This window comes from Kitasatospora sp. NPDC086791 (genome assembly GCF_040685975.1).
In the GTDB taxonomy this organism is placed as follows: domain Bacteria; phylum Actinomycetota; class Actinomycetes; order Streptomycetales; family Streptomycetaceae; genus Kitasatospora.
Genome location: NZ_JBFBOC010000034.1, coordinates 32027 through 54423, shown reverse-complemented (window position 1 = coordinate 54423; position 22397 = coordinate 32027). Strand labels below are relative to the sequence as shown.

Genomic DNA, 22397 nt, shown 5'->3' with positions numbered 1-22397 from the left:
GGTGCGCTCCTCAGCGGTGTTCGGTCAGGACGCGGGTCAGGGGGTGCTCGACGCCGAGGCCCTCGCGGGCGATGTCGGCCGGGAGCTTGCCGTCGTGGCCGACCAGGTCGAGCCGTGCGCCGGCGTCGATCAGGATCCGGGCGCAGTCCTCGTAGCCGTGCCAGAGCGCGTCGTGCAGCGGCGTGTAGCCGTTGGTGATGCCCTGGAAGTCCAGGTCGACGCCGGGTGCGGCCGCCAGCAGCGCGGTGATCCCGGCATGGCCGTTGTAGACCGCCTTGTGCAGGGGGACGGCGCCGAAGGTGGGCTCGGTGACGTTCACGTCGGCTCCGGCGGCGAGCAGCTCGCGGGCGATCTCCTGGTGGCCGTCGCGGCAGGCCACCAGCAGCGGGGTGTGCGCGTCGTTGAAGCCGTTGACGACCGGGAAGCGGGTGTCCACCTCGGCGCCCTCGGCGAGTAGCCGGCGGACCGCGCCGAGATCGCCGCCGACGACGGCGGCCATGAGTTTCTGCTCCTCGGCCGCCTCCTGGTCCGCGTGCGTGCGGGCGGTCAGCAGGCGCTCGGCCGCCAGTAGCCCGTCCTTGCCGCGGATGTTGACGTTGAGCTCGTACTCGAAGTGCTCGCGCATCGAGAAGCCGTAGTGCGTCGACAGGTTGAGCCCCGCCCGGTGCTCCAGCAGGACGGCGGCCACGGCGGGCCACTTGTACCAGAGCGCGTCCATCAGCGGGGTGTGCCCGGTGGTGGCCGCGACGGCGTCGACGAACGCGCCCGCGTCCAGTAGCGCGCGGACCGTCTCCGGGTCGCCGCCCTGGACGGCCTTGTGCAGCGCGGTGCCGCCGCCGCGCGAGTCCGCGGTGTAGAGGTCGGCTCCGGCCTCCAGCAGCTGCCGGACCAGCGCGGCGTTCCCACGGCCCGCGGCGATCATCAGAGCGGTCAGTCCGCTCCGGGTGTCGCGGGTGCCCGGGTCGGCGCCGGCGGCCAGCGACCGGCGCACGCCGTCGGTGTCGCCCCGGTGCACGGCCGTGAGGAATTCCTCGGACGGATTTCTCGTCATTCTCGAATTCGCCTGCCTTCTTCTCCAATGAGTCGACCGGGAGATTATCCAGGGTGGGGCGGGTCCATGCGGCGACCTGACAAACTCTGTTCCCGGGGGTCGCTTCTTGACGCTCCCCGAACGCGACCTCACCAAGTCGCGGCAACCTCACAAACTGGATCCGAGCCCTTTGACAGGCATCCCCCCCACCTTCAGGCTCAATGGCGGACAACCACCGGTGAAGGAGGACGGGGAAATGCCCAAGCACATTCTGATGGTTCTCTCGGAATACGGTTACTGGGCCGAGGAATTGGTCGGCCCGCTCAGCGAGTTCGACCAGCGCGGCTACCGCGTCACGTTCGCGACCCCCAACGGCAAGAGGGCCCGCGCACTGCCGCCGAGCCTCGACGAGGAGTACGTCGACCCGCCGCTCGGCCGTTCGGTGACCACCGCCGAGGTGGCCGCGCTGGGCCGCGCCGTGGACAGCGGCAACCGGCTCGACGACCCGCTCGACCTCAGCGCCTGGCTCCCCGAACGTCCCTACACCAGTTCGCCGGACCACCTGCGCAAGCTGGAGGAGTACCACCACGCGCTGGAGCGGATCGATGCCGACCTGCGGACCTACGACGCCCTGCTGATCGTCGGCGGCAGCGGCCCGATCGTCGACCTGGCGAACAACGAGCGGGTGCACGACCTGATCCTGGCCTTCCTGCGGGCCGGCAAGCCGGTCGGCGCCGAGTGCTACGGCGTCGCCTGCCTCGCCTTCGCCCGTGACTGGGACGACCGGAAGAGCATCATCCGGGGCAAGCACGTGACCGGCCACTGCAAGGAGTACGACTACAAGGACGGCACCGGCTTCCTCGGCACCGACTTCGTGATGGGCCCGCCGCCGTACCCGCTGGAGTACATCCTGCGCGACGCCACCGGGCCCGACGGCGCCTACCACGGGAATTTCGGAAAGCCGCTGTCGGTCATCGTCGACTACCCGTTCGTCACCGGCCGCTCGACCCCGGACTCCTTCCTCACCGGCCGGAAGATGGTCGAAATGCTGGAGAACGGACTCACCCGGTTCGGCTGGTAGGGAATCCGATCGCCGAGAAAGGACAGGAGTGATTCGGTGACGGGAAAGACAGGAAACGTCAAACTCATCGAGCAGTTCCAGGCGGCCGACATCCACCTGATGTTCGGGAACCCCGGAACGGTCGAGCAGGGATTCCTGGACGCGGCGGACCACGCCGAGGGGTTCCGGTACGTGCTGGCGCTGCAGGAGACCGTGGCGGCGGGCATCGCCGACGGCTACGCCCGGGCGACCGGCGGGCCGGCGCTGTTGCAGCTGCACTCGGGCGTCGGCCTCGGCAACGGGATCGGCATGCTCTACCAGTCGCTGCGCGGGCACACCCCGCTGGTCGTCATCGCCGGCGACGCCGGGGTGCGCTACGACGCCATGGACGCGCAGATGGCGGCCGACCTGGTCGCCATGGCGCGGCCGGTGACGAAGTACGCGACCCGGGTGACCGATCCCCGATCGCTGCTGCGGGTGGTCCGCCGTGCGGTGAAGATCGCGATGACCGAGCCGCGCGGCCCGGTGTTCGTGGCTGTGCCGATGGACGTCCTCGACGAGCTCAACGACGAGCCCGTCCTGCCCACGACGCTGCCGGTCACCGCCTCCGCCCCACCGGCGGAGGCGGTGGCCCGCGCCTCCGAGCTGCTCGCGGGCGCCGAACGGCCGCTGATCCTGGTCGGCGACGGCGTGGCGGTCGCCGGGGCGCAGCCGGAGCTGGTGAGGGTCGCCGAGACCCTCGGTGCGGACGTCTGGTCCGTCGACTCCTCCGAGGTCAACATGCCGGCCTCGCACCCCCTTTCACGCGGCCAGACCGGCCACATGTTCGGCGAGCGCAGCGCGGCCGTGGTCGCGGAGGCTGACGCCGTGCTGATCGTCGGCACGTACGTCTTCCCCGAGGTCTTCCCGGTGCTCACCAACCCGTTCCGGGCGGACGCGCGGATCGTGCACATTGACCTCGACGCGAACGAGATCGCCAAGAACCACCCCGTGGACCTGGGACTGGTAGCCGATCCGAAGCCGAGCCTGGCCGCCCTCGCTGCCGAGTTGTCGGCACGCATGACGCTGCGCCGGAAGCGCGCGGCCGCTGCGCGGTCGGCCGCCCGCAGGGCCGAGCAGCGGCCTGCCGAAGCCGGGGACACGATGCTGGAGCGGTTCGTCCAGGAGCTCGCCCGGCAGACCGGCGGTGACCTGATCGTCTTCGACGAGGCGCTCACCTCCTCCCCGGCCGTGGTCAGGCACCTGCCGCCGGACCGGCCCGGGGACTACTTCCTCACCCGGGGCGGCTCGCTCGGCGTCGGCATCCCCGGGGCGATCGGCGCCAAGCTGGCCCACCCCGACCGCACGGTGGTCGGCTTCACCGGCGACGGCGGCGCGATGTACACCTACCAGGCGCTGTGGACCGCGGCCCGGTACGGCATCGCAGCCAAGTTCGTGGTCTGCAACAACCGCAAGTACCGGCTGCTGGACGACAACATCGCCCAGTACTGGAAGGAGCGGCGGATCCCCGCGCACGAGTTCCCCTCCTCCTTCGACCTCTCCCGTCCGGACATCCGATTCGCCGAGCTGGCCCGCGCCCTGGGCGCCGACGGCATCCGCGTGGAGAAGCCCGAGGAGGCCGCGGCCGCCGTCGAGCGGATGCTCGCCGCCACCGGGCCCTTCCTGGTCGACCTCCAGGTCTGACGACACCCCAAGGAGTCTTCGCGATGCCGGAGCCCGGTTCCGCAGCGCCCCTCCTCACCGAGCGGGCCGTCCGCACCCTCGTCGAGCAGTGGTACGCCGCCCTGGACCGGCACGGCGACCCGGACGAGGTGAAGCGGTTCCTGGTCGATGACGGCCTCGAACTGCGCTTTCCCGAGGGCGTCTTCCGCGGTCATGCGGGTTTCGCCGACTGGTACGAGGCCGCCGTCCACCGGTTCTTCGACGAGGAGCACACCGTGCTCCGGGTCCGCGCCGCCATCGACGGCGCCGAGGCCGAGGTCCGCGTCAGCGTCAACTGGCAGGCCAGGGCGTGGCGGGCCCCGGCCGCCGACAGCCAGTGGCTGGGCTTCGACGCCGACCAGACCTGGACCGTGGTGGCCGGCGAGGACGGCCGCACGCCGCTGATCAAGACCTACACCTGTAACGCGCTGGAGCCCATGCCCGGCTCCGCCGCCCTGTGACCGGGAGGGGGACGATGAACGCCCGAGAGGTGCTTGCCGACTACTACGTCCACGCCAACGACGGCGACTGGGACAGCTGGTGCGACCTCTTCGCCGAGGACATGGTGATGGACGAACAACTCGCCGGCCGGATCGAGGGACGCGACAGACTCCGCGCGATGATGCGGGGCATGGGGGCGATGTACGCCTCGTTCGAGAACGTCCCCCGCTACTTCCTGGTCGACGTCGACGGCGAGGAGGCGGCCGTGGTGTCCCACATCTCGGCCCGCAGCTCCTCCGGCAGGCCGATCGAGGCGGACGTCATGAACTACTTCCGCATCCGCGCCGGCCGGATCACCTACATGTCCAACTTCCACGACACCCTGCCGTTCCAGGTGCTGTCCCGGAGCTCGGGGCTGTGATGAGGGAGGAGTTCGACTACGTCGTCGTCGGCGCAGGCACGGCCGGCAGCGTCCTGGCCCACCGCCTCACCGAGGACCCGAACGTGCGGGTGCTGGTCCTCGAAGCCGGGGCCGCCCGCGTCCCGGCCGAGGTGGACGACCCCACCGCCTGGATGCGGCTGCTCGGCAGCCGCATCGACTGGGGCTACCGGAGCATCCCGCAGCCGGGTCTGGACGGCCGGGTCACCCGCGAACCGCGAGGCCGGGCCCCCGGCGGCAGCAGCAACCTCAATCTGATGATGCACGTCCGCGGCCACCCGGCGGACTTCGACCACTGGGCCCACCAGGGTGCGGCGGGCTGGTCGTACCGCGACGTCCGGCCCTACTTCGACCGGACGGAAGCCGACCGGCCGCTCGCCCACGCCGGCCTCGACGCGGCCAACCCGGCCTCCCGGGCCTTCGTCGACGCCTGTGTCGAGCTCGGCCACCCGAGGCTCGCGGACTTCGCCGACGGACCGAGGCACGGCGTCGCCTGGCACCGCCTGGACATTGCCGGCGGCCGGCGCCGCGGTGCGCTCGCCGGCTACCTCGAACCCGCTCTCGGTCGGCCCAACCTGACGCTGCGCACCAGCGCCCAGGCGCTGCGGCTGGTGCTGACCGGAGGCCGCTGCGTCGGCGTCGAGTACCTCCAGCGCCCGGAGCCGGCCGTCCTCGACGGGCGCGCGGTGCGCGACGTGCACGGCGAGGAGCCCCGCGTCGGCATCCACCAGGCGTTCGCCGCCGCCGAGGTGATCCTCGCCGCCGGTGCGATCGAGTCTCCGAAACTGCTGCTGCTCTCCGGCATCGGGAACCCCGACCACCTGCGGAACCTCGACATCACCGTCCGCACCGCGCTGCCCGGGGTCGGGGAGAACTTCCACAACCACGTGCTGACCGCGGTGATGTCCGAGTCGCGCACCCCCGTTCCGCCCGCCGGGCAGAACCTGTCGGAGGCGGCTCTGTTCCTCGTCTCCGAACCGGGACTTGTCGCGCCCGACCTCCAATTCGCCTTCGTGCACGCTCCGTTCGATCCGGCCGTGAGTCGTGAACACCCGGACACGGTGAGCGTCCTGCCCGGCGTCGTGCGGCCCGCCTCCCGCGGCTGGGTCAGGCTGGCCAGGGCCGACGCGCTCGCCCGGCCGCTGGTCAACCCGAACTACCTCGGCGACCGCTCCGACCTGGAGCGGCTCGTCCAGGGCGTCAAGCTTGCCAGGGAGATCATCGGCACCTCCGCCTTCTCGCCCTGGCACAAGCAGGAACTGTGGCCCGGGCCCGCCGTCCGCGGCGACGAGCAGCTGCGCGCCTTCGTCCGACGCACCGCCGACAGCTACCACCACCAGGCCGGTTCCTGCCGGATGGGCACCGACGACCTGTCGGTGGTGGACCCGCGTCTGCGCGTTCACGGGGTGAGCGGGCTGTGCGTTGCGGACGCCGCCGTGATGCCCTCCGTGCCCTCCGCGAACCCCCATGCCGCCGTCGTGATGATCGCCGAACGGGCGGCCGACCTGATCAGGGAAGGGACCCATGGCTGACGTCGCCGTCCGGGAAGGACCGCTGACCGGCACCCGCATCGCGGTGCTGGTGGAGAGCGACTACTACGAGCCCGAGATCACCTACTACCGGCACCGCTTCGCCGAGGAGGGGGCCGAGGTCGACCTCCTCAGCCGCCTCTGGGGCAAGAGCGAACTCACCTTCACCGGGCACGAGTTCCGCGCACCGCTCACCGTCACCCGCGGGCTCGAAGACGCCGACCCGCGCCGGTACGGTGCGATCATCGTGCCCTCCGGCATGGTGGCCGACCGGCTGCGCTACAGCGAGGACGTCAACCGGCTGGCTCCGGCCACCCGTCTGCTGCGCTGGGCGCTCTCCGAACCGGGGGTGGTCAAGGGCATCATCTGCCACGGCATGTGGCTGGCCTCCGCCATCCCGCAGACCGTCAGGGGCCGCAAGGTCGTCTGCCACAACAACCTGATCGGCGACGTCCGGAACATGGGCGCCGAGTACGTGGACCAGGACGTCGTGATCGACGGCGACCTGGTCACCGCGCGCACCGGGGAGCACCACCACCTCCTCGCCAGGACCGTCATCGACCTGCTCGTCGACCGGAGGAGCCGGTGATGCGCTGGGCCCACGTCGGCCTCAACTGCCGCGACCAGCGCGTGACCGAGGAGTTCTACACCCGCTGGTTCGGCTTCCACCGGGCTCGGACCGTGCCGGTCCGCGGCGGCGAGATCCTCTTCCTGCGCAACGGCGAGGCCCACCTCGAACTCTTCCCGGCCCCGGACGGGCCGGCCGCCCCGAGCGCCACGGCCGACGGCCCGGCACAGCCGGGTGCGGTGCGCCACATCGCCTTCCGGGCCGAGAGTGTCGACGCCCTGCTCGCCGCGATGGGCGACGCCGCCGAAGTCACCCTCGGCCCGCTGGACTTCGACGAGGTCCTGAACGGCTGGCGGACGGTGTGGCTGCGGGACCCGGACGGCGTGGTCGTCGAGGTCAGCCAGGGCTACCGCGACCAGGACGTCATCGAGACCACCGAAAGGGAGATCCATGTCTGACACGGTGAACTTCACGTTCTCCGACACCATCGCGGGCTACGTCACCGCCCACGACCGCGACGCCAGGCGCTTCACCCTCCGCACCACTGACGGCCGGGAGTTCGAGATCTCCACCGTCGGTGAGGTCTCCGCGGAGCTGCTGCGCAACCTGGACGAGCCGTACGCCGACGCCGTCGGCCACCTCGACGCGATGCTGGAGCCCGGGCGCTACCTCCACGCCCACGTGGTCTTCTACCCGGAAGGCGGCACGACGCGGATCGAGGCCAAGCGCCTGCTGTTCCCCGGCCGCCGCCCCGGGGCGTACCGCTTCGAGGAGACCGACTGGTGGATCCGCCAGCTGGAGTCCATCGCCGGCTTCTACCGCCGCGCCCAGTTCGGCGACGGTCCGATCGACTTCACCGGCTACCGCACCCAGCTGCGCCTGGGCGGCGACAAGACCGCCAGCCACGTCCAGGAGACCGACACCATCTCCCGCCTGGTGTACGGCATGGCCTCCGCCTTCATGCTCACCGGCGACGACGAGTACCTGGAGGTCGCCGAACGCGGCACCGAGTACCTGCGCGAGCACATGCGCGTGGTGGACCCGGAGGAGGACGTCGTCTACTGGTACCACGGGCTCAGCGTGGACGGGGACACCGAGAAGAAGCTCTTCACCTCGGAGTTCTCCGACGACTACGACGCCATCCCGATGTACGAGCAGATCTACGCGCTGGCCGGACCGGTCCAGACCTACCGGGTCACTGGAGACCCGCGGATCAGGAGCGACGCCGACGCCACCCTGCGGCTGTTCGAGAAGTTCTTCCTCGACCGCGAGCACGGCGGCTACTACTCGCACATCGATCCGATCCTGTTCCGCGCCGACCACGAATCGCTCGGGCCCAACAAGGCGCGCAAGAACTGGAACTCCGTCGGCGACCACGCCCCCGCGTACCTGATCAACCTCTACCTGGCCACCGGCGACGAGTCCTACGCCCGGATGCTCGAGTACACCTTCGACACCATCGTCGACCGCTTCCCGGACCGCAAGAACAGCCCGTTCGTCCAGGAGCGCTTCCACCGCGACTGGTCCCACGACACCACCCACGGCTGGCAGCAGGACCGCGCGGTGGTCGGCCACAACCTGAAGATCGCCTGGAACCTGATGCGCATGCACGCGCTGCGCCCCAAGCGGGAGTACCTGGCGACGGCCACCGAGATCGGCGAGCTGATGCCCGCCGTCGGCAGCGACCGCCAGCGCGGCGGCTGGTACGACGTGGTCGAGCGCGTCCTCGCCGACGGGCAGGAACACCACCGCTTCGCCTGGCACGACCGCAAGGCCTGGTGGCAGCAGGAGCAGGCGATCCTCGCCTACCTGATCCTCCACGGCGTCACCGGCGGGCAGCGGTTCCTGCGCGACGCCCGCCACGCCGAGGCCTTCTACAACGCCTACTTCCTCGACCACGACGAGGGCGCCGTCTACTTCAACGTGCTCGCCACCGGCACGCCCTACCTGCTCGGTACCGAGCGGCTCAAGGGCAGCCACTCGATGAGCATGTACCACTCGGCCGAGCTGTGCTACCTCGCCGCGGTCTACAACAACCTGCTGATCGGCGGCCGGGGCATGGACTTCTGGTTCAAGCCCGACCCGGCCGGCCTCCCGGACGGCCTGCTGCGGGTCTCGCCCGACCTGCTGCCGGCCGGGTCGGTGCGGATCGCGGAGGTGGAGCTCGACGGCGTGCCGTACCCGGACCACGACGCCGACGCGCTCACCGTTCGTCTGCCGTCCGGCCGGGGCCGGGTGAAGGTCCGGGTCCGCCTCGAACCGGTGGGGAAGGCGTCATGACCGTCTCGGTCCGCTCCCGGGAGCAGGACGGCGTCACCGTCGTCGAGCTCGAAGGGGAGATCACCAGCGTGACCTCGGCCGAACTCCAGGCCGACATCCTGCCGTTGATCGGCGGTACTACGACCACCGTCATCGACCTCAGCGGGGTGCCGTACATCTCCAGCGCGGGACTGCGCACCCTCCTGCTGGTGCACCGGCAGGCGCTGCGCCGGCAGACCGTCACCGTCCTGGTCGGGCTCGCGGAGGAGGTGCGGTTCGTGATGGCCTCCACGGGCTTCCTCGACTTCTTCGACGTCCGGGAGAACGCGTCGGCCGTCCTCGGACCGGTCCGCGAATGAGCACCGCCGACCGCATCGACGCCTACCCGACCCGGACCATCGCCGGCTACGGCGTGCGCTCCGGCCGCCCGCTGCCCTTCGGAGCCACGACGGTGCCGGGCGGCGTCAACTTCTCGGTCTACTCGGACCGGGCCACCCGGATGTGGCTGGTGCTGTTCGAGGCGGGCGCCCCACGGCCGCTGGCCGAGCTGGAGTTCCCCGCCGAGTTCCGCACCGGCAGCGTCTTCGCGATGACCGTCTTCGGCCTGGACGAGGAGGACCTGGAGTACGGCTTCCGCGCCGATGGCCCGTTCGACCCCGAGCACGGCGACCGCTTCGACGCGAGCCGGGTGCTCACCGATCCGTACGCGCGGATGATCTCCGGTCGGGACGTTTGGGGCAGCCCACCGGACCGGGACCGCCCCTGCCCGTACCGTCCCCGGCTGGTGCGGGACGACTTCGACTGGGGCGACGACGCGCCGCTGCGCATCCCCACCGAGGACCTGGTCGTCTACGAGCTGCACGTACGCGGCTTCACCCGCCACCCGTCCTCCGGGGTCTCTGCCCCCGGCACCTTCGCCGGGCTGCGGGAGAAGATCCCCTACCTGGGGGAACTCGGCGTCAACTGCGTCGAGTTGATGCCGGTCTTCGAGTTCGACGAACACGGCAATCCGCGCCGCGATCCGGCGACCGGCGCCCCACTGGCGGACTACTGGGGCTACAACACCGTCGGCTTCTTCGCGCCCAAGGCCGGCTACGCGGCCACCGGACGCTTCGGCATGCAGGCCGACGAGTTCAAGACGCTGGTCAAGGGACTGCACGCGGCCGGCATCGAGGTGATCCTCGACGTGGTCTTCAACCACACCGCCGAGGGCAACGAACAGGGCCCGACGATCTCCTTCCGGGGCCTGGACAACGCGACCTACTACATGCTGACGCCGGAGGGTCACTACTACAACTTCAGCGGCACCGGGAACACCGTCAACTGCAACCACCCCGTGGTGCGCGACTTCATCCTCGACTGCCTGCGCCACTGGGTGTCCGAGTACCACGTCGACGGCTTTCGCTTCGACCTCGCGGCCATCCTCGACCGGGCGCCGGACGGCACCCCGCTGGCCAACCCGCCATTGGTGGAGCAGCTCGCCCACGACCCGGTGCTGCGGCACTGCAAGCTGATCGCCGAGGCTTGGGACGCCGCGGGACTGTACGAGGTCGGCAGCTTCCCCGACTACGGGCGCTGGGCCGAGTGGAACGGGAAGTACCGCGACACCGTGCGCCGGTTCCTCAAGGGGGACGAGGGCACGGTCGGCGAACTGGCCACCCGCCTGGTCGGCTCGCCCGACCTCTACAGCGGCCGCGGCACCGCCGCCTCGGTCAACTTCGTCACCGCCCATGACGGCTTCACCCTGCACGACCTGGTCGCGTACGACACCAAGCACAACGAGGCCAACGGCGAGGGCAACGCGGACGGCGCGAACGACAACCACAGCTGGAACTGCGGCACCGAGGGCCCGACCGGCGACCCGGTGATCCTCCGGCTGCGCGGGCGGCAGATGAAGAACGCCCTGGCGATCCTGCTCACCAGCCAGGGCGTGCCGATGCTGCTCGCCGGCGACGAACTGGCCCGAACGCAGTCCGGTAACAACAACACCTACTGCCAGGACAACGAACTGTCCTGGTTGGACTGGGGATTGCTGGAGGCCAACGCCGAGCTGCACCGCTTCGTCCGTGGCCTGATCGCATTCCGGCACGCCCACCCGCTGCTGCGCGGCGCCGACCATCCGGGCAGCGAGGTCAGCTGGCACGGCGTCCGCGCCGGGGAGCCCGACTGGTCCCCGGAAAGCCGACTGCTGGCGGTGCTCCGCGGCGGCGACGAGCAGATCTACGTCGTCATGAACGCCCACTGGGAACCGCACGACCTCGAACTCCCGCAGCCGCGCCCCGGCACGGCCTGGCACCTGGTGGCCGACACCGCCGCCGACAGCCCGCACGACCTCCACCTGCCGGGTACGGAACCGCCGTTGGAGGACCCGGGCCGCTACCGGATCGCCCCGCGCTCCACGGCGATCCTGCTCGCCCGCTGACGCCCGAACGCCGACGCCACCCAAGAGGCGCCGGCAACCGAAAGAACCGGAGATACCCCCCATGGCCCTCACCGTCTCGGTCACCACGTCCACCGACACCGCCACCATCAGCCTCGTCGGCGAGTTGGACGCGGCAAGCGCGCCCGCCTTCCACGACACCATCGAGCAGGCCGCGGCCGCCGGGGTCACCCATGTCCTCATCGAGGCGAACCGCTTGACCTACATGGCCAGCGCCGGCCTGCGCTCCCTGGTCTTCGCCCGCCAGAAGATGGGCGACGACGTCAGCATCATCGTGTCCGGCGCCAGCGCACCGGTGGCCCGGACCATCCGGCAGGCCGGCTTCGACCGCAGCGTCACGCTCGTCGACGAGTGAGACCGGAGAGACTCCCGCAGATGGACGCCCTGCGCATCGTCGCGACGCTGACCTCCCTGGAGGAGGTCGCACGCTTCTGCCACGAGCTCGCCGAGCGGGCGGGGCTCGCCCCCGAGGCGGCCTACCGGCTCCGGCTCGCCACCGACGAGCTCGCGACCAATGTGGTGATGCACGGCTATCGCGGCAGCGAGGGGGAGTTGCGGCTCGCGGGCGGGATGGACGAGGACACCGTCTGGATCCGTCTGGAGGACGACGCCCCGCCCTTCGATCCTGCCGCCGGGTGCAAGCCCCCGACGCCCGATGTCCCGCTGTCGCAGCGGACGATCGGCGGACTGGGGATCCACCTCGCCCTCACTGCCCTGGACGACTTCAGTCACCGCTACGCCGACGGCCACAACCGCAGCACCCTCGTGATGCGGCGGCACCGAACCGAATGAGGAATCCATGCCCGACGTGACCGCGCTCCTGGTCGACCAGGAGCGGAACCCGCCGCCCGAGCTGCTGGCCGCCCTCGCCCACGAGGACGTCGCCGTCGAGGTGCGCACCCCCCAGGAAGCCCTGGAGGGCGAGCCGACCTGGGCGGAAGTCCTGCTGACCCCCGCGGCGATGACGCCGCGGGCCGTGCGGGAGATCGGTCGGCGCCTCGCCGAGAGCGGGACCACCCCGATCACGGTGGTGTACGCGGAGGACGGCTTCGACGACATCGAGCAGCACATCAGGCTGGGCCACGACTACATCGTCCCGCCGTTCCTCCCACCGATGGTGCGGGCCCGGCTGCGCAGCTGCTACGAGCGGGCCAAGCTCGGCCGGGCGATGGAGGAGGTCGAGGCGCAGGCCGAACTCCTCAGCTACGAAAGGGAGCTGAAGATCGGCCGGCAGATCCAGGAGGGCTTCCTGCCGGAGGAGCTGCCGGGCCCCGACGGCTGGGACCTGGACGTCCGCTTCCGGCCGGCCCGCAAGGTCGCGGGCGACTTCTACGACGTCTTCGAGCTCGTCAACCGGCGCCGGCTGGCCCTGGTGGTGGCCGACGTGTGCGACAAGGGGGTGGGCGCGGCGCTGTTCATGGCGCTGATCCGCAGTCTGCTGCGGCACACGGCCGAGCACAGCGGCCTGCAGAGCCCGATGACGACCCACCAGGCCGCCGACCCCGCGCACGTGATCCCCGTGGTCGGGGCCACCCCGCTGATGAACGCCGTGGTCGGCACCAACGGCTACCTCACCCGCAATCACAGCGGCCAGGGCTACTTCGCGACGATGTTCTTCGCCGTCCTCGACCCGGCCACCGGCAGCCTGGTCTACATCAACGGCGGCCACAACCCGCCCATGGTCGTTCCCAGGGAGGGGGGCGAGCCGACCCCGCTGGAGCCCACCGGTCCCGCCGTCGGCGTGATCCCGGACTGCGTGTTCTCCCTCGGGTACGCGCAACTCCGGCCGGGCGAAACGCTGTTCGTCTACACCGACGGCGTCCCCGAGGCCCGCGACGAGCACGGCGCGTTCTTCGGCGACGAGCGCGTGCTCGACCTGCTGCGCGAGCCGACGCCGTCCGGACGGGCGCTGCTGGAGCGGATGGAGGCGGCACTGCGGGAACACTCCGGCGCTGCCGAGCAGCACGACGACATCACCATGATGGCCGTCCACCGGACCGCCGGACCGGGTTGACCCGGCGCGGACACCACCACGGGATCCCCGGACGATCGGACAGGAGAGATGGCACAGATCATCGCGATGCACTCCCACCGAGGAGGGACGGGAAGATCCACCCTCGCGGCCAACCTGGCCCGGCTGTTGGCCGACGGCGGCCACCGGGTGGCCCTGGTGGACACCGACATCCAGTCACCCGCCGCGCACGCGCTGTTCGGCGGCACCGAGGCGCCGGACCGCACCCTCGCCGACTACCTGGTCGGCCGGTGCGAGGTCGAGGACGCGGCCCTCGCACTGCCCAGTGCACCCGGCGGCGCCGGGCTCTTCCTCGTCCCCGCCCGGGCGGAGGCCTCCGGGATCCACGAGATCATCGCGCAGGGGTACGACGTCGGCCTGCTGCGCGAGGGCTTCGACCGGCTGATCGACGTGCTGCGCCTGGACGTCCTGCTGCTCGACACACACGCGGGCATCAACAACGAGACGGTCACCGCCGTGGCGAGCGCCGACACCCTGGCCGTGGTGACCAGGTCCTGCCTCCTGGATCTCGGCGGCGCCGGGGAGACCATCGAGTTCGCCGGCCAGCTCGGCTGCGCGCGGCGCGTGCTGCTCGTGAACATGGTGCCGCCGGGGGTGCCGCGGGAGCTGGCCGAGCAGCGGGCCGAGGCGGCGTACGGATCGCCCGTGGAGGCCGCCTTCCCGTACACGCCGGAGCTGGCCGTCGTCGCCGGGAGTCGACTGTTCGTCGACGCCCATCCCGACCACCCGTTGGTGAAACGTTTCCGCATGATCATCCCTTCCCTGGTGCACCGGAGGTGACGGCAACGATGGAGACCCTGTCCGCGATCGCCCTGGTCGGAGGCCGGGGAGTGCGGGCCCGGCCGCTGACCCTGAACTCCTCGGACTACCTGCGCAGCAAGGCCGCCATGAGCCTGGCCGGCCGCAGCCTGATCGAGTGGGCGGTCGGCATCCTCCGGGCCCAGGGCGTCGACCGCTTCTACGTCGCCGCCAACGGCGGGGAGAACCGCGCCCAGACCAAGGCCATCCTGGAGCACGGGGAGCAGCACGGCGTGTCCGTCCGCTACTCCAGGACCCGCTTCGACAGCTGCAACACCGGCTCCGGTGAGGCCACCCTGCGCTGCCTGGAGTACTGGGGCCTCTCCGGCCCCGCGCTGGTCTTCCCTTCCGACTCGGTCTTCGACTTCGACCTCGCCGCCATGGCCGGCGCCCACCGGGCGAACGACGCCGTGGTCACCCTTGCCACCGTGCTCCGGCCGGCCGCAGAGGCGGCGGGCAAGTACGGCGTGGTGCTGCGCGGTCCCGGCGGCGGGGTGGAGGGCTTCCTGGAAAAGCCGGACCTGGACGCCCTGCGGGCGGCGGGCGCGCTCGACGGCGCGGGTCGGGTCGAGACCAATGCCGGGATGTACCTGGTCGACTGCGACCGCCTACGGGTGATCGCCCGCGAGCCCGCCCTCGCCGCGCTCGCCCGCCGCAGCCTCGACTGGGGCGGTGACCTGCTGCCGTACCTGGCGGCCCGCGGCCACCGGATCGCCGCCCACCCCATCGCCAAGTTCGGGGACCTCGGCAGCCCCCGCGACTACCTCACCACCCTGCGCGAGGTCCTCCGCGACGAGTACCCGATGCTCAGCGGCCGGATCGACCCGCCGGTCAGTGCCCCGGCCGGCGCCCGGATCCACGAGAGCAGCCTGTACCTCAAGGACGAGACCACCGGCCGGACCCTCGCGGAGAAGGTCGCCGACGGCACCGTTCGGATCGGCCCCAACGTCCGGATCGGCCGGGACGTGGAGATCGGGCCCGGCGTCGTCCTCGCCGAGTCCGACATCGGCGACGGCGTGGACCTCGGGGAGGGCAGCTCGCTGCGCGGCGTCGCCTGCGGTGACCACAGCATCGTCGGACCCGGCGCCCGGATCTCCGATGCCTTCCTCGGCGCGATGGTCGACATCCGCTCGACGCTCCAACGCCCCGTCGTCCTAGAGGAGTTCTGCGCGCTCGGTGACGAGGTCAGGGTCGGGGCGGGCACCCATCTGCGCGGAGTGAGCGTGTTCCCCCGGCTCGACATCGGGAGCGGGGCGCGGATACCCGCCGGTGCCAGCCTCTCTGGACTCAAGGACCTGCTGCACTGGCTGGGCGGGACGCCCCTGAACGGAAGGGCGGCATGATGCGCGTCGACCTGCTGACCCGCGAGTACCCGCCGCACGTCTACGGCGGCGCCGGCGTCCACGTCCAGCAACTCGCCCGGCAGCTGCGGCAGCTGGTGGACCTCCGGATCCAGTGCTTCGACGGGCCCCGCCCCGCGCCGCACGTCACCGGCCACCGGGTGCCCGCCGACCTGGCAGGAGCCGACAGTGCCCTCCAGGCCGTCGGCACCGACCTCGCCATGGCCGCGGCCGCCGCCGGAGCCGACGTCGTGCACAGCCACACCTGGTACACCAACCTCGCCGGCCACCTGGCCAGACTGCTGTACGGCATCCCGCACGTGGTCACCGCCCACAGCCTGGAACCGCTGCGCCCCTGGAAGGCCGAGCAGCTCGGCGGCGGCTACGCGCTCTCCTCGTTCTGCGAGCGCACCGCCCTCCTCGGCGCCGACCGGGTGATCGCCGTCTCCGGCGCGATGCGCGACGACGTCCTGCGCTGCTACCCGGAACTCGACCCCGACCGGGTCGTGGTGGTTCACAACGGCATCGACACCGAGGAGTTCGCACCCGACCCCGGCACCGCCGAACTGCGCCGCCTGGGCGTCCGAACCGACCGGCCCACCGTCGCCTGCGTCGCCCGCCTCACCCGGCAGAAGGGCCTGACACACCTGCTGCGCGCCGCGCCGCACCTGGCCCCCGGCACCCAGCTGGTCCTGTGTGCCGGTGCCCCCGACACCCCCGGGATCGCCGAGGAGTTCGCCGCCGCGGTCCGCGAGGCGCGCGGGCTGGGCGTCGACGTGGTGCACGTCGACGAGCCGCTCACCCGCTCGGCGGCGCGCCAACTGCTGTCGTTCGCGGACGTGTTCGCCTGCCCGTCGGTCTACGAGCCGCTGGGCATCGTCAACCTGGAGGCGATGGCCTGCGAGACACCGGTGGTCGCCACCGCCGTGGGCGGCATCCCGGAGGTGGTCACCGACGGGGAAACCGGCCTGCTGGTCCCGCTCGGCGGTGACGGCGAGCCCGCCGAACCCGAGCTCTTCGCCGAGGAGTTCGCGCTGCGGATCAACGCGCTGCTCGCGGAGCCGGACCGGGCCCGCCGGATGGGCCGGGCCGGGCGCCGCCGGGCGGCCGAGCACTTCTCCTGGACGGCGGCCGCCGGACAGGTCCATGACGTCTACCGATCGGTGAGAGGAAGGTCCGAAACCCGATGACCGTCGAGTCGATCCTGCCCGCGAAGGAGCTCCGCCCGCACCAACTCCCGTCCCCCGTCGGGCGGATCCCGATCACGGAGGTGCGGCCCTCGGTCGACCAGGGCCGTCGGCCCGCACGAGCGGTGCCGGGCGAGCCCTTCGAGGTCTCCGCCACGGTCTTCCGGGAGGGTCACGAGGAGATCGGCGCCCAGGTGGTGCTCACCGGCCCGGACGGGCTGGAGCGCCCCGGGGTCCCGATGACCGAGAAGGTACGCGGCACCGACCGCTGGAGCGCCGAGGTCGTCCTCGACCCGGTGGGGGAGTGGACCTTCCGCGTGGAGGTCTGGAGCGACCCGCTGGCCACCTGGCGGCACGCGGCGGAGGTCAAGGTCCCGGCCGGCGTGGACGTCGAGCTGACCCTGGAGGAGGGGGCCGCACTGCTCTCCCGCGCCGCCCTCGGACCGCTCGCCGTCGGAACCGCCGCGCAGACCGTGCTCGCCTGGGCAGCGGCCTCCGTACGGGACACCGGCCGCCCGGCCGAGGAGCGGCTGGCCGCCGCCCTCACACCCGAGGCCACCACCGCGGCCGGATTCGGACCGCTGCGCGACCTCCTCACCGTCGGGCCCGAGTTCCCGGTGCGGGTGGAGCGCGAGCGGGCGCTGTACGGCTCCTGGTACGAGTTCTTCCCCCGTTCGGAGGGTGCCGTCCTCGACCCGGCTGGCGTACGGCCGCCCCGCTCCGGCACCTTCCGCACTGCGGCGCTCCGGCTGCCAGCCGTCGCCGCGATGGGCTTCCACGTCGTCTACCTGCCGCCGATCCACCCCATCGGCACCAGCCACCGCAAGGGCCCCGGCAACAGCCTCACCGCCGGTCCGCACGACCCCGGATCGCCTTGGGCCATCGGCTCGCCCGCGGGCGGGCACGACGCCCTGCACCCGGACCTCGGCACCGACCGGGACTTCCGGCACTTCGTGCGCACCGCCCGCCGCCTCGGCCTGGAGGTCGCGCTCGACTTCGCCCTGCAGTGCTCGCCCGACCACCCCTGGCTCCGCGAACACCCCGAGTGGTTCCGCCACCGGGCCGACGGCAGCATCGCCCACGCCGAGAACCCGCCCAAGCAGTACCAGGACATCCACCCGATCGACTTCGACGCCGACCCGGACGGCATCCACGACGCCTGCCTGACGGTGCTCCGCCACTGGATGGACCGGGGCGTGCGGATCTTCCGGGTCGACAACCCGCACACCAAACCGCTCGGCTTCTGGGAGCGGCTGCTCGCCGACGTCCACGCGACCGACCCGGACGTCCTCTTCCTCTCCGAGGCGTTCACCCGCCCGGCGATGCTGCACGCCCTGGCCCGGATCGGCTTCCACCAGTCCTACACGTACTTCACTTGGCGCAACACCCGCGAGGAGATCGAGTCCTACCTCGGCGAACTGGCCGGGCTCGACGGGGAGGAGTCGGCGGCGTACCTACGGCCCAACCTCTTCGTCAACACCCCCGACATCCTTCCGCGCCATCTCCAGCACGGCGGGCGCGCCGCCTTCGCGGTGCGGGCGGTGCTGGCCGCGACCACCGGACCGTCCTGGGGCGTCTACGCCGGCTACGAGCTGTGCGAGGCGGCCGCGGCGGCGCCCGGCGGCGAGGAGTACGCCGACTCCGAGAAGTACCAGTACCGGCCGCGTGACTGGGCCGCCGCCGAAGAGCGCTCCCTCGCCCCGCTGATCACGGCGCTCAACCGGATCCGCGAACACCACCCGGCCCTGCACCACCTGCGTAACCTGCGCTTCCACTCCTGCGACAACCCGCAGATCCTCACCTACTCCAAGCGGCTCGCCGAGGACGCCGTCCTGGTGGTGCTCAACCTCGACCCGCACCGCGCCCAGCAGGGCACCGTCACCCTCGACCTCGCCGAACTCGGACTGGAGCCGGGCGCGGCCTTCGACGTCCACGACGAGCTCGGCGGAGCCGAGTACCGGTGGTGCGCCGAGAACGGCGTCCGGCTCGACCCGCTGGCCGGCCAGGTCGCCCATGTCCTCACCATCCGGCCCCTGACGAGGACTGCACGGTGACCCCGCTCCGCGATCCGCTTCCGCCGACGCCCGGAGAGCTCGACATCCACCTGATCGGCGAGGGGCGCCACGAGCGGCTCTGGCGGGTACTGGGAGCCCACCCCCGTGCCGGCGGCACCGACTTCGCGGTCTGGGCCCCGAAGGCCCGCGCGGTGCGGGTGATCGGCGACTTCAACGGCTGGCACGGCGCCGGGCACGAGATGGAGCCGCTCGGCTCCTCCGGCATCTGGCAGCTCTCCGTGCCCGGAGCGGGCGAAGGCGCCCTGTACAAGTACGAGGTCCTGGGCACGGACGGCACCTGGCGGCAGAAGGCGGACCCGCTGGCCTTCGCCGCCGAGTGCCCACCGGGGACGGCGTCCAGGATCCACACCTCCTGGCACCGCTGGACCGACGCCGCATGGACGGCGGCCCGGTCGACACACCGACCGGCTCGGACGAGCGTCTACGAAGTCCATCTCGGCTCCTGGCGCTCAGGCCTGAACTACCGCCGACTCGCGGACGAGCTGCCGGAATACGTCAAGGACCTGGGCTTCACCCACGTCGAGCTCCTGCCCGTAGCCGAGCACCCCTTCGGCGGCTCGTGGGGGTACCAGGTCACCTCCTACTTCGCCCCGACCGCCCGGCTCGGCACCCCGGACGACTTCCGGCACCTGGTCGACGCCCTCCACCGGGCCGGCCTCGGAGTGATCGTCGACTGGGTGCCCGCGCACTTCCCCAGGGACGGCTGGGCGCTGGCCCGGTTCGACGGCACCCCCCTCTACGAGCACCCCGACCCGCATCGGGGCGAACACCCCGACTGGGGCACCCTGATCTTCGACTACGGCCGTCCCGAGGTGCGCAACTTCCTGATCGCCAACGCGCTGTACTGGTGCGAGGAGTTCCACGTGGACGGCCTGCGGGTGGACGCGGTGGCCTCGATGCTCTACCTCGACTACTCGCGCGGACCCGGCCAGTGGACGCCCAACGCCCACGGCGGCCGCGAGAACCCGGAGGCGGTCGCCTTCCTCCGGGAGCTCAACACCACCCTCCATCGCCGCTTCCCCGGCGTGCTCACCGTCGCCGAGGAGTCCACCGCCTGGGAGGGCGTCACCCGGCCCGTCGAGGCCGGCGGGCTCGGCTTCGACCTGAAGTGGAACATGGGCTGGATGCACGACACCCTCGCCTACCTCCGCCAGGACCCGGTGCACCGGCGCCACCACCACACCGGCATGACCTTTCCGATGATGTACGCCCACGCGGAGAACTACCTGCTGCCCATCAGCCACGACGAGGTCGTCCACGGCAAGGGCTCACTGCTCGGCAAGGCGCCGGGCGACCGGTGGCAGCAACTCGCCTCCGTGCGCGCCTACCTGGCCTTCATGTGGGCCCATCCGGGCAGTCAGCTCCTCTTCATGGGACAGGAGTTCGCCCAGCCGTCGGAGTGGTGGCACGACGGCTCGCTGGACTGGCCGCTGCTGGAGACCCCCGAGCACCGGGGCGTGCGCGACCTGGTCCGCGACCTCAACCGGCTGCAGCACGCCGTTCCCGCGCTCTGGCAGCGCGACGGTGAACCCGGCGGCTTCCGCTGGATCGACGCCGACAACGCGGACGAGAACGTCCTCTCCTTCATCCGCTACGACGCCGCCGGGGAACCCCTGGTCTGCGTGTACAACTTCTCGCCGGAGGTGCGCGGCTCGTTCCGCCTGGCCTTCCCCCGGGCCGGAGTCTGGAACGAGGTGCTCAACACCGACGCCGGCTGCTACGGCGGCAGTGGCGTCGGCAACCTCGGCGCCGTCACGGCCGAGGCACGGCACCGGCAGGGCCTGTCGGCCGGCGCCGACCTCGTGCTGCCGCCGCTCGGCGCGCTCTGGCTTCGTCCGCAGGACGGCGGGGCCGGGCGTGGCTGAGATCCTGCTCCTGGTCGTCGGCGCGACCCTGGTCTCCGCCGCCGCCCACCGTACGGGCGTCTCCCCGCCGATCGCGGCGGTCGTCGCCGGACTGCTGGTCTCCTTCGTGCCCGGCGTCCCCGACTACCACCTGGACCCGGACCTCGTACTGATCGTCTTCGTCCCCCCGCTCGTGTACTCCGACGCGGTGGAGAGCTCCTACCTGAACCTGCGGGCCAACGCCCGCCCGATCGGCCTGCTCTCCGTCGGGCTCGTCCTTTTCACCACCGCGGTCGTCGGGCTCGCGGCGCACGCGGTCGTCCCAGGGATGCCGTGGGCGCAGGCCTTCGTCCTGGGCGCGATCCTCGCCCCCACCGACGCCGTCGCCGCGGTCTCGATCGGTCGGCGGCTCGGGCTGCCGCGCCGCATCGTCACCATCCTGGTGGCCGAGAGCATCGTCAACGACGCCACCGGCATGACCGTCTTCCGGCTCGCCCTGGCGGTCGCCCTGGGCGGCACCACCACCTTCCTCGACGGCGCGGCCGAGTTCGCCTACACGTCGTTGACGGGCGTGGCGGTCGGACTGGCCCTGGCGCTGCCCGTCCGCCGGCTGCGCGGCTGGTTGGCCGACGCCGTCACGGAGAACGCCGTGATGCTGCTGGTCCCGTTCGGAGCCTACGCGGCCGCCGAGTCCTGCCACGCATCCGGAGTGCTCGCCGTGCTCGCCGCCGGGCTGTACCTCGGGCACCACTTCGCCGGGGCCTCGCACGAGGCCAGGTTGCAGGAGAAGGCCACCTGGAGGCTGGCCACCTGCGTACTGGAGGCGGTGTCCTTCGCACTGATCGGCCTGCAACTGCGTCCGGTGCACCAAGCCCTGCGCACCACGGACCCGGCGGCGCTGGGCCGTGACGCGGTGGTGGTGTTCGCCACCATGGTGCTGGCCAGGGCCGTCTGGATCTTCCCGGCCACCTACCTGCCCCGTCGGCTGTCGGCCCGGTTACGCGGACGCGACCCGGCGCCCCCATGGCAGCACCCCGCCGCGATCTGCTGGGCCGGCACCCGCGGCGTGGTCTCGCTGGCCGCGGCCTTCGCCGTACCGCCCGACATGCCGGACCGGGACCTGGTGCTCTTCCTCGCCTTCTCGGCGGTGCTCGGCACCCTGCTGGTCCAGGGCATCGGATTCCCCGCGGTGGCACGCCGACTGCGCCTGAGCGACGAGCGACAGGCGCGTGAGGACGACCTCGCCGAGGCGATGGCGCAGGAGGTGGCGGTCCGGGCGGCCTGGGCCCGGGTGGAGGAGAGGGTCGCCAACGGCCAGGAGGAGGTACCCGGCCATGTGCTCGACCGCCTGCGGGACCTGGCCGAGCACCGCTGCTCCACGGCCTGGGAGCGGATCCGGGCGGACGGCGCCCGGGCGCGGGCCGAGCCGCCGACCGCCGCGTACCGGCGGCTGCGGCGGGAGATGCTCGCCACCGAGCGCGGCGTCTTCGTCCGGCTCTGCCGGGAGGGCCGGATCCACGACGAGGTACTGCGGCGGGTGATGCACGAGCTCGACTTGGAGGAGGCGGCACTCTCGCGCACCTGACGGGAAGAGGTCCGTATGCTGTGCCAACAATTTCCCGCAGTGCCGGCCTTCCCGGGTGCACTCGATCGC

At 71.8% G+C, this 22397-nt stretch carries 20 protein-coding genes; 19 read left to right on the top strand and 1 reads right to left on the bottom strand.

What is annotated here, in order from left to right; all coding sequences use genetic code 11:
- Positions 1-10: 10 nt before the first annotated feature.
- Positions 11-1051: an ankyrin repeat domain-containing protein gene (locus tag AB0Q99_RS29520; protein ID WP_363576627.1), complete on the bottom strand. Its 1041-nt coding sequence runs from the start codon at positions 1049-1051 to the stop codon at positions 11-13.
- A gap of 235 nt (positions 1052-1286) precedes the next feature.
- On the opposite strand from AB0Q99_RS29520, the gene AB0Q99_RS29515 reads away from it, so the two are divergent.
- The 19 genes from AB0Q99_RS29515 (at position 1287) to AB0Q99_RS29425 (ending at position 22328) form a co-directional block, all read left to right on the top strand.
- The gene (locus AB0Q99_RS29515) at positions 1287-2111 is read left to right on the top strand and encodes a type 1 glutamine amidotransferase domain-containing protein (protein ID WP_363576626.1); all 825 of its coding nucleotides are present in this window, start codon (positions 1287-1289) and stop codon (positions 2109-2111) included.
- Positions 2112-2147: 36 nt separating this feature from the next.
- Complete coding sequence (locus AB0Q99_RS29510) at positions 2148-3773, top strand: thiamine pyrophosphate-binding protein (protein WP_363576625.1); 1626 nt, start codon at positions 2148-2150, stop codon at positions 3771-3773.
- Positions 3774-3796: 23 nt separating this feature from the next.
- The gene (locus AB0Q99_RS29505) at positions 3797-4252 is read left to right on the top strand and encodes a nuclear transport factor 2 family protein (protein WP_363576624.1); all 456 of its coding nucleotides are present in this window, start codon (positions 3797-3799) and stop codon (positions 4250-4252) included.
- Between the two features lie 14 nt (positions 4253-4266).
- A complete protein-coding gene (locus tag AB0Q99_RS29500) occupies positions 4267-4653 on the top strand; it encodes a nuclear transport factor 2 family protein (RefSeq protein WP_363576623.1) in 387 nt (128 codons plus the stop codon).
- Positions 4653-6203 (top strand): GMC family oxidoreductase N-terminal domain-containing protein, encoded by a 1551-nt coding sequence (locus AB0Q99_RS29495; protein WP_363576622.1) that lies wholly within the window; start codon positions 4653-4655, stop codon positions 6201-6203. Before AB0Q99_RS29500 ends, AB0Q99_RS29495 begins: the two co-directional genes overlap by 1 nt.
- On the top strand, positions 6196-6789 hold the full coding sequence (locus AB0Q99_RS29490; protein ID WP_363576621.1) for a DJ-1/PfpI family protein: 594 nt from the start codon (positions 6196-6198) through the stop codon (positions 6787-6789). The genes AB0Q99_RS29495 and AB0Q99_RS29490 overlap by 8 nt, the downstream gene beginning before the upstream one ends.
- On the top strand, positions 6789-7226 hold the full coding sequence (locus AB0Q99_RS29485; RefSeq protein ID WP_363576620.1) for a VOC family protein: 438 nt from the start codon (positions 6789-6791) through the stop codon (positions 7224-7226). The genes AB0Q99_RS29490 and AB0Q99_RS29485 overlap by 1 nt, the downstream gene beginning before the upstream one ends.
- Positions 7219-9048, top strand: coding sequence for an AGE family epimerase/isomerase (locus AB0Q99_RS29480; RefSeq protein ID WP_363576619.1), 1830 nt, complete (start codon positions 7219-7221; stop codon positions 9046-9048). Before AB0Q99_RS29485 ends, AB0Q99_RS29480 begins: the two co-directional genes overlap by 8 nt.
- Positions 9045-9386 carry an STAS domain-containing protein gene (locus AB0Q99_RS29475; protein WP_363576618.1) on the top strand — a complete coding sequence of 114 codons (342 nt, stop codon included), beginning with the start codon at positions 9045-9047 and terminating at the stop codon, positions 9384-9386. Before AB0Q99_RS29480 ends, AB0Q99_RS29475 begins: the two co-directional genes overlap by 4 nt.
- Positions 9383-11449 (top strand): glycogen debranching protein GlgX, encoded by a 2067-nt coding sequence (gene glgX, locus AB0Q99_RS29470; protein ID WP_363576617.1) that lies wholly within the window; start codon positions 9383-9385, stop codon positions 11447-11449. Before AB0Q99_RS29475 ends, glgX begins: the two co-directional genes overlap by 4 nt.
- Before the next feature lie 61 nt (positions 11450-11510).
- Complete coding sequence (locus tag AB0Q99_RS29465; protein ID WP_363576616.1) at positions 11511-11822, top strand: STAS domain-containing protein; 312 nt, start codon at positions 11511-11513, stop codon at positions 11820-11822.
- A gap of 20 nt (positions 11823-11842) precedes the next feature.
- Positions 11843-12259 (top strand): ATP-binding protein, encoded by a 417-nt coding sequence (locus AB0Q99_RS29460; protein WP_363576615.1) that lies wholly within the window; start codon positions 11843-11845, stop codon positions 12257-12259.
- A gap of 7 nt (positions 12260-12266) precedes the next feature.
- On the top strand, positions 12267-13481 hold the full coding sequence (locus AB0Q99_RS29455; RefSeq protein WP_363576614.1) for a PP2C family protein-serine/threonine phosphatase: 1215 nt from the start codon (positions 12267-12269) through the stop codon (positions 13479-13481).
- Between the two features lie 48 nt (positions 13482-13529).
- Positions 13530-14279: an AAA family ATPase gene (locus AB0Q99_RS29450; RefSeq protein ID WP_363576613.1), complete on the top strand. Its 750-nt coding sequence runs from the start codon at positions 13530-13532 to the stop codon at positions 14277-14279.
- A gap of 8 nt (positions 14280-14287) precedes the next feature.
- A complete protein-coding gene (locus AB0Q99_RS29445; protein WP_363576612.1) occupies positions 14288-15640 on the top strand; it encodes an NDP-sugar synthase in 1353 nt (450 codons plus the stop codon).
- Entirely contained in the window at positions 15640-16827 is a 1188-nt protein-coding gene (gene glgA / locus AB0Q99_RS29440; protein WP_363576642.1) for a glycogen synthase, read from the top strand. The genes AB0Q99_RS29445 and glgA overlap by 1 nt, the downstream gene beginning before the upstream one ends.
- Positions 16824-18878 (top strand): alpha-1,4-glucan--maltose-1-phosphate maltosyltransferase, encoded by a 2055-nt coding sequence (locus AB0Q99_RS29435; RefSeq protein WP_363576611.1) that lies wholly within the window; start codon positions 16824-16826, stop codon positions 18876-18878. The genes glgA and AB0Q99_RS29435 overlap by 4 nt, the downstream gene beginning before the upstream one ends.
- Positions 18875-20764, top strand: a complete 1890-nt coding sequence (glgB, locus tag AB0Q99_RS29430) for a 1,4-alpha-glucan branching protein GlgB (RefSeq protein ID WP_363576610.1) — start codon at positions 18875-18877, stop codon at positions 20762-20764. The genes AB0Q99_RS29435 and glgB overlap by 4 nt, the downstream gene beginning before the upstream one ends.
- Complete coding sequence (locus AB0Q99_RS29425; RefSeq protein ID WP_363576609.1) at positions 20757-22328, top strand: Na+/H+ antiporter; 1572 nt, start codon at positions 20757-20759, stop codon at positions 22326-22328. Before glgB ends, AB0Q99_RS29425 begins: the two co-directional genes overlap by 8 nt.
- The last annotated feature ends 69 nt before the right edge of the window (positions 22329-22397 follow it).